This is a genomic window from Marinococcus sp. PL1-022 (genome assembly GCF_033845285.1).
Taxonomy (GTDB): domain Bacteria; phylum Bacillota; class Bacilli; order Bacillales; family Marinococcaceae; genus Marinococcus.
The window spans coordinates 2,991,124-3,004,910 of record NZ_JAWXCX010000001.1 but is presented as its reverse complement, the minus strand read 5'-3'; the positions used below and the strand labels follow the sequence as shown (position 1 = coordinate 3,004,910).

Here is a 13,787-nt window from a genome sequence, read left to right as displayed (position 1 = left end):
GCTCTTTTTTCAACACGTTCTATCGAGGTGAAAGCAATGAATGATATTTTCACAGAACGGGTGCCCCCGCAGAATATTGAAGCAGAACAGGCTGTTTTAGGTGCTGTCTTTTTAGAAGGAGAAGCGCTCATCACTGCCACGGAGCATTTAATGCCGGATGACTTCTATCGTCAGTCGCATCAGCGTATTTTTAATACGATGATTGAGCTGTCCGAACGCGGAGAGCCGGTTGATCTTATTACGGTCAGCACGGAGCTGCAGGCGAAGCAGGTGCTCGAAGAAATCGGTGGTCTTTCTTATCTTACCGATCTGGCAAACGCTGTACCGACGGCGGCCAATGTCGGTTATTACAGTCAGGGCGTATACAGCAAGTCCCTGCTGCGACGGCTGATACGGGCAGCAACTAACATAGTGAATGAAGGCTACAGTGGAGAACATGATGTAGAGGAAGTACTTAACGAAGCTGAAAAGACCATAATGGAAGTATCGCAGGAGCGTCGTTCGTCTGCCTTCGTTTCCATCAAAGACGTCCTCATTGAGACATACGACAATATTGAAATGCTGCAGAACCGGGAAAATGATGTAACCGGAATCGCAAGCGGCTTTGCCGAGCTCGACCATATGACTGCCGGCTTTCAGCGCAGTGACTTAGTCATTGTGGCTGCCAGGCCCTCGATGGGGAAAACGGCCTTTGCCTTAAATATCGCCCAGAACATTGCGACGAAAACCGAGGAAAATGTGGCGATTTTCAGCCTGGAGATGGGTGCCGCCCAGCTTGTGCAGCGGATGCTCTGTGCAGAAGGAAACATTGATGCCAATCGCCTTCGTACCGGTGCACTGCAGGAAGAGGACTGGGAAAAGCTCACGATGGCGATGGGAAGCTTGTCTTCGGCCGGCATTTTTATTGATGATTCCCCGGGCATCCGGGTGAACGACATACGGGCGAAATGCCTTCGTCTGAAGCAGGAGCGGGGTATCGGAATGATTTTGATCGATTACCTGCAGCTGATCCAGGGCAGCAGCAGAGGCGGGGAGAGCCGCCAGCAGGAGGTTTCGGAAATCTCGCGTAATTTAAAAGCTCTCGCGCGTGAACTTGACGTTCCGGTAATTGCTCTGTCCCAGCTTTCCCGCGGGGTGGAGTCCAGACAGGACAAACGCCCGATGATGTCTGATTTAAGGGAATCCGGAAGTATTGAGCAGGATGCCGATATTGTCTCGTTTTTATACCGTGATGATTACTATGACCAGGAATCCGAAAACCAGAATATCATTGAAATTATTATTGCCAAGCAGCGTAACGGCCCGGTTGGTACGGCTGAGCTCGCTTTTATTAAAGAATATAATAAATTCGTTAATTTGGACCGGCGACACGACGATAATCAAATTCCGCCCGGAGCTTAGGCTCTGGGCTTTTTGTATAAGCGAACAAATTAAGCAAATAAAACTTTTAATGTTCGTGTTTTATTGACTTTGTGTGCCGTGGTTGATAGACTATCTAAGGGATTTTCTCCATAATAAAATTCGTACATGAAAACTTTAGATGAAGCCAAGTGAACGTTATCGGAATAAGCAAAAAAATATGCCTAAGGTGCCGGCAGGAGAGATTGTGGAGGTGGACGCTGTGTCATCAATAGTAATTGTGGGAACTCAGTGGGGAGACGAAGGAAAAGGAAAAGTAACGGATTACTTATCAGAAAATGCGGAGGTTGTGGCCCGTTACCAGGGTGGAAATAACGCAGGACATACGATCGTCTTCGGAGGGACTAAATATAAGCTGCACTTAATCCCATCCGGAATTTTTTACGATAATAAAACATGTGTCATCGGAAACGGAATGGTGATTGATCCCAAAGCGCTCGTCGAAGAGCTGGAGTATCTGCATGAGCGCGGAGTGGATACAAGCAACCTTCGTATCAGCAACCGCGCCCATGTTATTCTTCCGTACCACCTGCGTCTCGACGCCGTGGAGGAAGACAGCAAGGGCACAAATAAAATTGGAACAACCCGTAAAGGCATTGGCCCGGCATATATGGATAAAGCTGCGCGCGTTGGCATCCGTATTGCCGACCTTCTGGATAAAGATGAATTCCGGGAAAAGCTGTCGCGGAATTTGAAAGAAAAGAACCGCCTGCTGGAGAGAATGTATGATGCAGAAGGGTTTGAGCTTGAAGATATTCTGGATGAATACTACGACTACGGCCAGTTCTTTGCGAAGTACGTATGCGATACGTCGGTAGAATTAAATGAAGCGATCGATAAAGGCCGCCGGGTGCTGTTTGAAGGCGCGCAGGGTGTCATGCTTGATATCGATCAGGGTACGTATCCGTTTGTCACTTCCTCAAACCCTATCGCCGGAGGCGTGACGATTGGCTCGGGCGTAGGGCCGTCCAAAATTCAGCACGTGGTGGGCGTCTCCAAAGCTTATACGACCCGCGTGGGCGACGGCCCGTTCCCAACAGAGCTGTCTGACGAAACCGGGGATCAGATTCGTGAAGTCGGAAACGAGTACGGGACTACGACCGGACGGCCCCGCCGTGTTGGCTGGTTCGACAGCGTAGTCGTGCGTCATGCCCGCAGAGTGAGTGGTATCACCGATTTATCCTTAAATTCCATTGATGTTCTCACCGGTATTGAAACGCTCAAAATATGCAAAGCCTACAAGTACCGGGGAGAAATTATGGAAGAATTCCCTGCGAGCCTGAAGGTACTTGCAGAATGCGAGCCGATTTATGAAGAGCTGCCGGGCTGGACAGAGGACATCACCGGTGCTTCGTCGCTCGGAGACCTTCCGGTAAATGCCCGTCATTACATTGAACGTATCTCTCAGCTGACTAACATTCCTATCAGCATTTTCTCGGTAGGACCGGACCGGAATCAGACAAATATGGTTCGTGGTGTATGGGCGATCCAATAGAATTCACTAAGCATCTGCCATAGAGGCGGATGCTTTTTTCAACTAATCGTTTTTTTCATATAAAACTAGTTGAAATTGCATCTGTGACGTGATAATATTACTCATGTTGTCGTTATCCACAGCGACAATTTCTTCTTGTCAGGAGCCATTAGCTCAGTTGGTAGAGCATCTGACTTTTAATCAGAGGGTCGGAGGTTCGAATCCTCCATGGCTCACCATGAAAGGCCCGTTGGTCAAGTGGTTAAGACACCGCCCTTTCACGGCGGTAACACGGGTTCGAATCCCGTACGGGTCACCATTTTCTTTATCAGACAGAAAATGAACAGGCAAAAAGATTCGAAGTGTATTCTCCCCATACTCCTTTTGGAAAGAAGACACCAGAAGGTTGAGGATGCCAGAGAGAGAGCAAAGGAACGTACAAGGCGTACGTGACTGCAGTGAACGAGAGCAGCAGACGACAAAATTCGCAGTGTATTCTTTTTAAAAGGGGCCTGTGGTGTAGCGGTTAACATGCCTGCCTGTCACGCAGGAGATCGCGGGTTCAAATCCCGTCAGGCCCGCCATTTTATTTTTCCGGTTTACGCATGATAAAGCGGCACTCAAGCAAAAGCATTTCTCTTAATATGGCCAGGTAGCTCAGTCGGTAGAGCAACAAGCAATACTTCTCCGAATGTTCTGCGAGTTGTCCGTCCCGAATTGCTTCTTCGAATAAGCAAAGAATGAGGGTAAGGACAGTGGCTCCAAAAGCAAGAGCAGCACTCAAGCAAAAGCATTTCTCTTAATATGGCTCGATAGCTCAGTCGGTAGAGCAGTGGACTGAAAATCCTCGTGTCGGCGGTTCGATTCCGTCTCGAGCCACCACTTTAAATAATAACCAGCGCCTGGACATTGACGTCCAGGCGCTTTTTTCACAGGCTTCAGGCCTCGATAGGAACAGATAAAGAGCTGTGTTACAATGTGAAAGAGAATTGTAATCCTCTTAAACATTTTGCAATAAACATAAAGAGGCATACCTGTGCAGGGTGTTACTACACATAGATGACTGAATTTGTGCCTTTTCACATTTGAGGAATGGAGCGGTGGGAACATGGATGAGAAAATATTAGTAGTCGATGATGAACAGCCAATTGCTGATATATTGGAATTTAATCTTCAAAAGGAAGGGTTTCAGGTTGTTTGTGCATATGACGGCGATGAGGCTTTAGAAAAGGTGGATAATTTCGGTCCGGATCTGATTCTTCTCGACGTCATGCTCCCAAACAAGGACGGCATGGAGGTATGCAGAGAGGTCCGGAAGCGGTTTGATATGCCAATCATCATGTTAACGGCTAAGGACGGGGAAATCGATAAGGTGCTCGGCCTCGAGCTCGGAGCAGATGATTATGTAACCAAACCGTTCAGCAACCGGGAGCTTCTGGCCAGAGTAAAAGCCAATCTCCGCAGAAAGCAGCCGGCAGCAGAAGAAGGCAGCACTGAGCCGCAGAATGCTATAAAAATTGGTGACCTCCTTGTAGATCCGGACGCGTATTTAGTGACAAAACGCGGCGAGCCGATAGATCTTACGCACCGTGAGTTTGAACTGGTTCTTTATCTCGGCCGCCATATTGGCCAGGTAATGACAAGAGAGCATCTTCTCCAGGCCGTGTGGGGCTACGATTACTTTGGAGACGTACGTACCGTGGACGTAACAGTACGTCGCTTGAGAGAGAAAGTAGAAGACAATCCGAGCTTCCCTGAGTGGATTGTGACAAGACGTGGTGTTGGGTACTACTTAAAACATCCAGAACAGGAGAAGTAATGTATGAAAATTATCGATTTTTTCAAATCGATTCATTTTAAACTCATTTTGATCTTCGTGCTGCTGATTTTTGTAGCGATGCAGTTCATTACCGTATTTTTCACGAGCGCCCTTGAAGACACGCTCGTGGAAAATTTTAATGATACGCTCGCCGAGCAGACAGATCTTCTGGAGTATAATGTGCAGGAAGAACTGGCACAGAGTCGGGGAGAAGACGATAATACGGTGCAGGAGGATATCGACAGTTTATTAAGCCAGTTTGCCAATTCAGGAGCAAACAATGATCCCGGCCATTCAAGTCCGGAAGCCAGGGTTATTGGCTCCAACCAGATTATTTTAGGCACGTCGAACATAAATGAGCAGGATATCGTCAATAACCAATCAAACGACGACCTTGTGCAGCGGGCGTTATTAGGGAACACGCTTGAAGAAGTACGCTGGGACGCGGACAGCGGTCACAGGGTCAGCTTAATTGTGCGGCCGATCGAAGAAGACGGAGAAATTCTGGGTGTATTGTACGTGCGTTCTGATATGTCGAGCGTGTACAGCCTGGTAAATGACATCAGCAGTATCTTAATTGCAGCGAGCATTATTGTGCTGATTTTAAACGCGATCCTTGGTATTTTGCTTGCCCGCACGATTACACGGCCTATCGCAGATATGCAGCGCCAGGCAAAAATTATGGGAGAGGGAGACTTTTCCCGGAGAGTCCGCGTGTACGGCAACGATGAAATTGGACAGCTCGCCCATTCCTTTAACCAGCTGACGCTGAAATTAAAAGAAAGCCAGGCAAGCACCGAGGACGAACGAAAGAAATTAAGCTCGGTTCTGACTCATATGACAGATGGGGTTATAGCGACTGACGAACTCGGCCGCATTATTTTGATGAACAAACGCGCTGAGCAGCTGTTAAACAAAAACAGTGAGGAAATGGAAGGCACATATATTACAGAAGCCCTGCACCTCTCAGAGACACTGACCTCGAGCGATTTGTATGATTACAATGAAGCAATCATGCTGGATTTCAGCAGCGAGGAACAGGATTTTCTGCTGCAGGCCAACTTTTCAATTGTACGAAACGAAGACGGACCGGTTACCGGCTTGATTACCGTGCTTCATGACGTTACAGAACAGGAAAAGATCGAAAGAGAGCGCCGGGAATTCGTATCAAACGTATCCCACGAATTAAGAACCCCGCTGACTACGCTGAAAAGCTACATGGAAGCTCTCGAAGACGGGGCGATGCAGGACGAAAATCTGGGTCCCCGCTTTTTACAGGTGACCCAGAACGAGACAGACCGAATGATCCGGCTCGTGAACGACCTGCTGCAGCTTTCGCGGATGGACAGTGACGAAATCAGCTTAGACTTTTTTACTGTGGACCTGTCTGAAATGATCAATCAGGTGATTGAACGGTTTGAAATGATTAACAAGGATAAAAATATTGCTTTTTATAAAGAGGTTCCTTCCTATCCGGTTTACGTAGACATGGACAAGGACAGAATTTATCAAGTTTTTGATAACGTGCTTTCGAATGCCGTGAAATATTCGCCGGATGGCGGGGAGATCAGTGTGCAGATGTTTACGCGTGCCGATGCTGTAGATGTTGAAATCAGCGACCAGGGCGTAGGCATTCCGAAAGAAAGCCAGCACCGTATTTTTGACCGGTTTTACCGGGTGGATAAAGCGAGAGCGAGAAACCTCGGCGGCACCGGGCTCGGGCTTGCGATTGCCAAGGAATTTATCCATGCGCACGGTGGACGGATTGCGGCGGACAGTGAATGGAAAAAAGGAACCACTATATTAATTACGCTGCCATATTCAGTGATTAATAAAGCGGAGGCTGGATCATGAAAGAAACAATCAAATCCTGGGTGTTGACGATTTTAGTGGTAGGCAGTCTGCTTCTTACCTGGCAGAACTGGTCATTTCAGCCCGAATATGAAAGCGTCAATTCCTCCGAAACCGTACAGGAAACGACAGAAATAGCTGAAACCCGGGAGCCGGCGGAAATTGTCCGGCCAAATCAGGGAGTAGTGCGTTCCGATGGAAGAAGTGCTCTCATGGCAGAGGATCAGGCTTCATCTGATCTGGATAAGGCCTTCCGGCAGCTCGAAGAGGCAAGTATTACTGAAACGACAGCGACTGACCTGGAGCATGACGAGCTCTACCAAAACGCAGCTTCAGCAGCATATTCGATGGAATTCGTATTTCCATCGTCCGTATCGTGGTCGATGATCAATGAACTGTTCAGCTTTGAAGATGAAAACGATGAAGCAGCGAGTATCCTGGATGGTTCGGTTGACCGTATAATATTAACAGCTTCACCGGGGAGCGAGGAGCTGAATGCTGCGTTTGTTTCCTATGATCAGGGCGTGATCGTAAACAGCAATACAAGCCTTGATAAAAGCGATATAGAGTACGAACGATACCTCTCAGAGCATGAAAGCATGCTTACCTACAGTGCTGATGAAGACGGGTACGAGAAGCATATTTATATCCCCGAGGATCCGGGCTCCCGAACGAACTACACCTATGCTTCTACGAGTTTATCAGCCAACAGCTTTCAGCAGGTGTTACTGCCGGAAGGGAACGGACAAAACCTTCAGACGTACAATTATGATTCGTCGGAAGTCATCACAGACGGCACGAGAGAGCTGCGTATAAATGACACCGGAGATTACCTTCGTTACGCCAACCCGACCTACTCAGAGCAGACAGACGGAAATGATACAAGCAGTCTCGTTTCCTCCTTCGAGTTTGTAAACAATCATGCCGGCTGGTCGGACGATTACCAGTATTATGATTCCAATACTGTGGACGGGGAAACGACGGTTACATTCAGAATGAATAAAGGCGGTCTTCCAGTTTTCCGGGATTCCAATGGCAGTGATTTTGCTTCCATTCAGGTGTCGAACGTAGGAACGCAGACGAGTGGATATTCCCGGCCGCTGTTTGATTTGGAAAACAACCCGGTCAGAACCGGGGATGCCGGCGTTTCCACCGACCTTCCAACCGGAGAGGAAACGCTCGATGCCGTGCAGGAGCAGTGCAGCTCTTCGTTGATTGAAGATATACAAATCGGCTACAGCATTTCAAGAAACGGGGAGAACTCCGGTTATTACGATATGGAGCCTGGTTGGTTTGTCCGCTGCGACGGCAGCTGGTCACCGGTGGATTTTAGCGGAGACGATAACGAAGAAGGAGGAGCATAAAATGGATTGGGCAAGAACAAAGACCATTTTTATTGTTGTTTTCCTGCTTCTTAATACGTTTTTGCTTTCCAGTTACTTAGAGCAGCAGACTAACTATCAGGAAAGCTCTGCTTCCCAGACTGGCGGGGAAGAATCGGAACAGCGGCTATACGGTTATGCTGAAGAGGATCTGCCGGACCGGATTGAACAGCTTCATCTCGAAGCGAGCTATGTGGATTTTGAGAGCGGCGGCCGCTCCCAGAAGGTAGAAAACAATTCAAACATTAATGACATTACGTATATATCAAATGAACGACTGATTGGAATGAGCGCCACACTCGAGGAACCGGTGGAAATATCTGAGGATAACCGGAACGAGGATCTGGCCTCCTTTTTAAACAATTATGTCTGGAATGCAGAGGACTATGAGCAGGGACAGATGGATGAAGAGTTAAACAGGCAGTATTATTACCAGACATTCGATGATAAACAAATTTATAAACCGGAAACGTCCGCCCAGCTTGAGCTGGTGTTTAATGATCAAAACGAGATTGTCGGCTTCCGCCAGTCGTATTTTGAGCTCGACGCTACTCCGGCAGACAGCACCATCCCGGCAGAGGATGCTATTGAAGCGCTGGGGAACCCGAGCAATGGGATTTTGCAGACAAACGATACGGTGACCGATGTAAGCGTCGGTTACTTTAACCAGGTTACCCCTCAGGGAGAAAATGTTTATTTATATACACCCATGTATATTGTGGAAGTAAACGGAGAATCCAGGTACCTTGTGAATGCCAGAACCCAGCGCGTCCAGTCATGGGAGCAGGTGATGGAGGATAATAGCGAAGAGGACATTATGGTTGAACCGGAAGTGCCGGAAAATGGTTCTGACCCGGAAGAAAATGGCTCAGCGGAAAACGGGGAAGAAGCACCGGCTAATGAACCGGCTAATGAATAGAGAAAGCAGGAGGATAGAATGACACTGCAGTTCAGCGTACTTGCCAGCGGCAGTACAGGCAATGCTATATACGTACAGACCGGGAAGCAGCGTTTGTTGATTGATGCAGGCCTGAGCGGCAAAAAAATAGTGGAAAATTTACATGCGATCGGCGTGGACCCGGCAGCTCTGGACGCACTGATAGTCACTCACGAACACAGCGATCATATTAAAAGTGTCGGGGTATTAAGCCGGAAATACCAGCTGCCGGTGTATGCCAATTTAAAAACATGGCAGGCCATGGAGGGGCTTATCGGCAAGGTGCCCCTTGAACAGAAATTTCACCTGGACCGAAACCAGGCTGCTGCATTTGGCAATATTGAGCTTGAGCCTTTCCACGTTTCGCACGATGCAGCAGATCCCATGTTTTTCGTGTTTCACCACGAAGGAAAAAAGCTGGCGCTTGCCACAGATATGGGATATGTCAGTGATCAGATTAAAGGCACGCTCAAGAATGCCGATGCATACATTTTTGAATCAAATCATGACATTAACCTGCTTCGTATGGGCCGCTATCCATGGAATGTCAAAAAGCGTATTCTTGGCGATTCCGGGCACGTTTCAAACGAAGATTCCGCTTACGCGCTCGCTGATATTGTCGGAGAACGGACGAGCAGAATCTATCTCGCGCATTTAAGCCGGGACAATAACATGAAGGACCTGGCACGGATGACGGTGAAGCAGGTACTGGAGGAAGAGGACACAGGAATAGGTCATACGTTTCACCTTTATGATACGGACCCCTTTCTTCCGACGAGTCTGCATACGCTCTAAGCTAAGAAATGTGGTACACCTGCGGGGTATTCTCCATAAACGTAAAAAATTATCAAAAGCACGCCCTTTTACTAGACGGGGCGTGCTTTTTCTTCGTACAATAAACATACATCCCGGCACCCGAGACGGGTATGATAAAGGGTCTTTACTTCAATATGCGTCAAAAGCACTGGAGCAGGTCCCGGTATCTTATGAAAAAGGAAGTGTCGGAATATGGGTTATTATAATGACCACGCAAAAAAGGAAAACCAGCAGCATAGAAAAAGTCGCAGAAATGTAGGTATCGCAGGCTTTGTGGGGGCAATTATCGGTGCGGGGGTAATGACAGTATCAGCACCATTTATATATGATTCTGTTTCAGGGGAAAATACTGAAACCATCGACGGGACGGCGGATTTATCGAACAATGGTTCCGGATCCGACGTCTCTACAGAAGAAGTCAGTGCAGAAGCTGGGACGGTGACAGCGGCGGCAAATGAAGTTTCCGGGGCTGTAGTCGGAGTGTTTAATCAGGTTCAGGCACAAAACGCTGGTATTCAGGGGAGTCAGGGAAGTGAAGAACAGGAGGATGGCTCTGTGGAACAGGGCACTGGCTCCGGCGTCATTTACAAAAAGGAAAATGGTTCAGCGTTCATTGTTACCAACAACCACGTAGTGGAAGGAGCAAACTCTGTAGAAATCAGTCTGGAGGATGACACCCGGCTTGATGCAGAGATTGTTGGTACTGACCCTTATACCGATCTGGCCGTATTAAAAGTAGACGGCGGACAGATTGACAGCGTAGCTGATTTTGGCAGCTCCGATGACCTGCAGGTGGGCGATCAGGCCATTGCTATTGGGAATCCGCTTGGCACAGATTTAACACGGACGGTGACTGAAGGTATTATCAGCGCAAAAGACCGTAGTATTCCTGTGGATTACAACGGGGACGGCCAGAATGACTGGGAAGCAGATGTTATGCAGACGGATGCAGCGATTAACCCGGGTAACAGTGGTGGTCCTTTAGTTAACAGCTCCGGCCAGGTAATTGGAATTAATTCCATGAAAATTGCCCAGTCCTCGGTGGAGGGCATCGGGTTTTCGATTCCAACGTCAGTGGCAGTGCCGATCATTGAGGATTTAGAAGAGGACGGCGAAGTAGAACGCCCGCAGCTGGGTGTAGCTATTCAGTCCATTTCTGAACTATCCAGCTACAACTGGACAGAGGAGCTGGGGCTTCCTGAAGATGTAGATCACGGAGTGTACGTGACCCAGGTTCAGCCAAACTCTGATGCGCAGAAAGCAGGGCTTGAACAAAACGATGTAATCACTCAAATTGACGGTGAAGAGGTCCAGGAAGGCAGCGATCTCCGGGAGTATCTGTATAATAGTGCCGAGATCGGGGATACAGTCACCATAACGTATTACCGGGACGGAGAAAAGCAGACGGCGGAGATAGAATTAACTCAGACCGCATCCACAGGTGAATAAAGCATTCAGGGGCCTTCGTTAGAAGGCCCTTTTTTGTGGATAAATATAAACATGAACGGAGTAAAGAGAAGATGTGCTACAATAAATGCGGAAAAATTTGCATGAAGAAAGAAGGGTAAACCGTTGATACAGTGCTGTAGAGAGCATATAGAAGAAGCGTTGGATGACGCAGTGGAAAAAGGAGAAGGGAGGGCCCCGTCTGTGGATAATATTGTGGATGAAAACCAAAAAATGTCCACAGCCTGTGAGTATTGTAAAGAAAAAGCAGAATTTGCTGTGACAATTTAGGATCTTTTACTTGTGAATATGTGGACAATTTCTGTGGAAAAATAATTTGGAGGGGGATAAGACCTGTGAATATATTAATTGTCGCTGTCGGAAAATGCAAAGAAGCATTTATCAATGAAGGAATCGCAGAATATAAAAAAAGACTGAGCAGGCAGGGCTCAGTGGAAATTGTTGAAGTAAAGGATGAAAAAACACCCGAGCAGGCCAGTGAGAAGGAAAATGAGCAGGTAAAGGACACAGAGGGTGAACGCATTCTCAAAAAGATTCCCGAACGTGGATACGTGATTGCTCTCGATCCGGGAGGCAGAATGATTTCTTCTGAACAGCTGGCTGCAACCTTCCAGGATCTGGCCGTACAGGGAACGAGTACGATCGTTTTTGTGATCGGGGGCTCCCTCGGTCTATCCAGGGAAGTGTTAAAACGGGCTGATTTCAAATGGTCGTTTTCCGCACTAACTTTTCCCCACCAATTAATACGTCTGATGCTTACAGAGCAGATCTACCGTGCAGTACAGATTAATGCAGGGAGTCCTTATCATAAGTAAGCACAAAGTCTGTTTCAGAAGAAGTGTCAAAGAACAATTCTATGTGTTTGATTGTTCTTTTAGAAGGAGATGAACCACTATTTACAGTGATTTCTTTAATTATTGTATGCAAAAAGTCTTTTTGCTGTTCTGGTTTTAAATTAGGTAAAATTTTAGAGAAATTAGTTAAATGATTTTTGATCTGTTCTAGTGAAACATGAGCAATGGTAGGTTGACTAAGTTGTTGTTTTAAATCCTTTATCTGATCTTGAATTTCTTTTTTTTCGATATCAAGCTTGTTTATTTCTTCTAGAACAGAAGAAGGGGTATTTGTTAATTGTCCATTAGAAATAAAATTTAAAAGATTGTTTAACTTTTTTTGAGTATTTTTTTCTCTATCTATAAAGTACGCCGATTGTAAAATTAAGCTAGACAACGAAAAAGATCACTCGTGATACACTCAAGATGAATTTCCGACCAAAGAAATCATAGGAGTGATCACGAATGACCTACACCCATCTTAGCACGAATGAAGTTGTCCTCATAGAAGCATATAACCAGAATGAGTTCCCGGTTTTCCGGATTGCCAGGCAGCTCGGGCGTGCCCGTCAAACGATCCACAACGTCGTGAGCTACTTACGGGAAGGGCATCGGGCCCTTGATTATGTTCAGCGGTATCAAGCCAATAAACAGCGGTGTGGTCGAAGACCGACGGTCTTAACGCCCGCCGACCAGGTCTATGTCACCGAGAAAATCAAGGAAGGATGGACCCCTGATGTCATCGCCGGACGCCGGGAGCGTCCGCTTCCCTGTTCCGGACGCACCCTGTACCGGATGTTTGAGCGATGGATGCTGGATCGAAGCACCCTGCCAATGAAAGGGAAGCGGAAACCAAACGGGCATCAGGAACGCCGGGGAAAGCAGGCGTTTCGGCGGACTCTTGCGGACAGGGACCGGGAGTACCCGGCCTTTCGGCAGGAATTCGGGCACCTGGAAGGAGACACCATTGTTGGTCGTCACCATCAAAGTGCTGTGATCACTCTGGTTGAGCGTTTATCGAAAGTGATCGTTACCCTTCAACCAGCCGGCCGTAAGGCCAGAGATATTGAAACCACGCTGCACCGGTGGTGCAGCCGTTTCCCGAAACACTTATTCAAATCCATCACCTTTGACTGCGGCAAGGAGTTTTCCAACTGGCAGTCGATCAGCAACAGGCACGACCTTGCCATTTATTTTGCGGATCCAGGAACGCCTTCCCAACGCGGATTAAATGAACATTCAAATGGCCTCCTCCGAAAGGATGGCCTGCCTAAGCACATGGATTTTCAGGATGTGGACCAGTCGTATGTTTCCGCTGTGGCCTCCGGAAGAAATCACATCCCAAGAAAGTCGTTAGACTATTGCACCCCGTTGGAAGTATTCATGAGGTATATGGAGAATGATATGGTGTCTAACTTAATTTGACGATTTAAAGTAATTTAAACTTTCTTCGATTGGTTTTTTTAAATTATCTATTCTACTGTTAATTTTGTTTACAATTGAATTTAGTAACGAAGGTGTGTTTGTTATCTCTTCTAATCTGTTAAAAACATATAAAATAAAAAAATTATTAAATGAATTTAATGAAGCAATAAAAAATTAGATTCATTCTAAAAATAAAACCAAGTATAAAGTGTATTATTTATACTTGGTTTTGCTCTGTAGTTTTTAAGTTTTAGTTATAAAGTTTAATTAAGTGTTACGACCAAAAAATAGCACTAGTTAATTAAGATATATAGGAATAAATGGTAAAATGAATCGAAATAAAGTGATGAGGGGAGTATTATAA

General features: G+C 46.8%; 12 protein-coding genes and 4 tRNA genes. 15 read left to right on the top strand and 1 reads right to left on the bottom strand.

The genetic code is table 11. The features are described 5' to 3' along the window. Positions 1-36: 36 nt before the first annotated feature. From dnaB to rlmH, 14 genes are all read left to right on the top strand, one after another. Positions 37-1,401 (top strand): replicative DNA helicase, encoded by a 1,365-nt coding sequence (dnaB, locus tag SIC45_RS15370; protein ID WP_319632831.1) that lies wholly within the window; start codon positions 37-39, stop codon positions 1,399-1,401. Between the two features lie 220 nt (positions 1,402-1,621). Beyond that, positions 1,622-2,914 carry an adenylosuccinate synthase gene (locus SIC45_RS15365; protein ID WP_298787026.1) on the top strand — a complete coding sequence of 431 codons (1,293 nt, stop codon included), beginning with the start codon at positions 1,622-1,624 and terminating at the stop codon, positions 2,912-2,914. A 142-nt stretch (positions 2,915-3,056) separates the two neighbouring features. Further along, positions 3,057-3,132: transfer RNA gene (locus tag SIC45_RS15360), tRNA-Lys, on the top strand. Positions 3,133-3,137: 5 nt separating this feature from the next. Next, positions 3,138-3,212: transfer RNA gene (locus SIC45_RS15355), tRNA-Glu, on the top strand. Positions 3,213-3,401: 189 nt separating this feature from the next. Then, a tRNA-Asp gene (locus SIC45_RS15350) sits at positions 3,402-3,477 on the top strand. Between the two features lie 222 nt (positions 3,478-3,699). Further along, positions 3,700-3,775, top strand: a tRNA-Phe gene (locus tag SIC45_RS15345). Positions 3,776-4,001: 226 nt separating this feature from the next. Further along, positions 4,002-4,712, top strand: a complete 711-nt coding sequence (yycF, locus tag SIC45_RS15340; protein WP_091615232.1) for a response regulator YycF — start codon at positions 4,002-4,004, stop codon at positions 4,710-4,712. A 3-nt stretch (positions 4,713-4,715) separates the two neighbouring features. After that, the gene (walK, locus tag SIC45_RS15335) at positions 4,716-6,566 is read left to right on the top strand and encodes a cell wall metabolism sensor histidine kinase WalK (protein ID WP_298786759.1); all 1,851 of its coding nucleotides are present in this window, start codon (positions 4,716-4,718) and stop codon (positions 6,564-6,566) included. Continuing rightward, positions 6,563-7,927 (top strand): YycH family regulatory protein, encoded by a 1,365-nt coding sequence (locus SIC45_RS15330; RefSeq protein ID WP_319632830.1) that lies wholly within the window; start codon positions 6,563-6,565, stop codon positions 7,925-7,927. The genes walK and SIC45_RS15330 overlap by 4 nt, the downstream gene beginning before the upstream one ends. A gap of 1 nt (position 7,928) precedes the next feature. Further along, complete coding sequence (gene yycI, locus SIC45_RS15325; RefSeq protein ID WP_319632829.1) at positions 7,929-8,864, top strand: two-component system regulatory protein YycI; 936 nt, start codon at positions 7,929-7,931, stop codon at positions 8,862-8,864. An 18-nt stretch (positions 8,865-8,882) separates the two neighbouring features. Then, complete coding sequence (locus SIC45_RS15320) at positions 8,883-9,677, top strand: MBL fold metallo-hydrolase (protein ID WP_298786755.1); 795 nt, start codon at positions 8,883-8,885, stop codon at positions 9,675-9,677. Positions 9,678-9,890: 213 nt separating this feature from the next. Then, on the top strand, positions 9,891-11,147 hold the full coding sequence (locus SIC45_RS15315) for a S1C family serine protease (RefSeq protein WP_319632828.1): 1,257 nt from the start codon (positions 9,891-9,893) through the stop codon (positions 11,145-11,147). A gap of 123 nt (positions 11,148-11,270) precedes the next feature. Continuing rightward, positions 11,271-11,435 (top strand): CxxH/CxxC protein, encoded by a 165-nt coding sequence (locus SIC45_RS15310; RefSeq protein ID WP_298786751.1) that lies wholly within the window; start codon positions 11,271-11,273, stop codon positions 11,433-11,435. A gap of 65 nt (positions 11,436-11,500) precedes the next feature. Continuing rightward, positions 11,501-11,980, top strand: a complete 480-nt coding sequence (gene rlmH, locus SIC45_RS15305) for a 23S rRNA (pseudouridine(1915)-N(3))-methyltransferase RlmH (protein ID WP_319632827.1) — start codon at positions 11,501-11,503, stop codon at positions 11,978-11,980. On the opposite strand, the gene SIC45_RS15300 is transcribed toward rlmH, so the two are convergent. Beyond that, a complete protein-coding gene (locus SIC45_RS15300; protein ID WP_319632826.1) occupies positions 11,952-12,395 on the bottom strand; it encodes a hypothetical protein in 444 nt (147 codons plus the stop codon). The genes rlmH and SIC45_RS15300 overlap by 29 nt on opposite strands. 68 nt (positions 12,396-12,463) lie before the next feature. Here SIC45_RS15300 and SIC45_RS15295 point away from each other — a divergent pair, with 68 nt between their 5' ends. After that, positions 12,464-13,423, top strand: a complete 960-nt coding sequence (locus SIC45_RS15295; RefSeq protein WP_319632825.1) for an IS30 family transposase — start codon at positions 12,464-12,466, stop codon at positions 13,421-13,423. Positions 13,424-13,787: the final 364 nt, after the last annotated feature.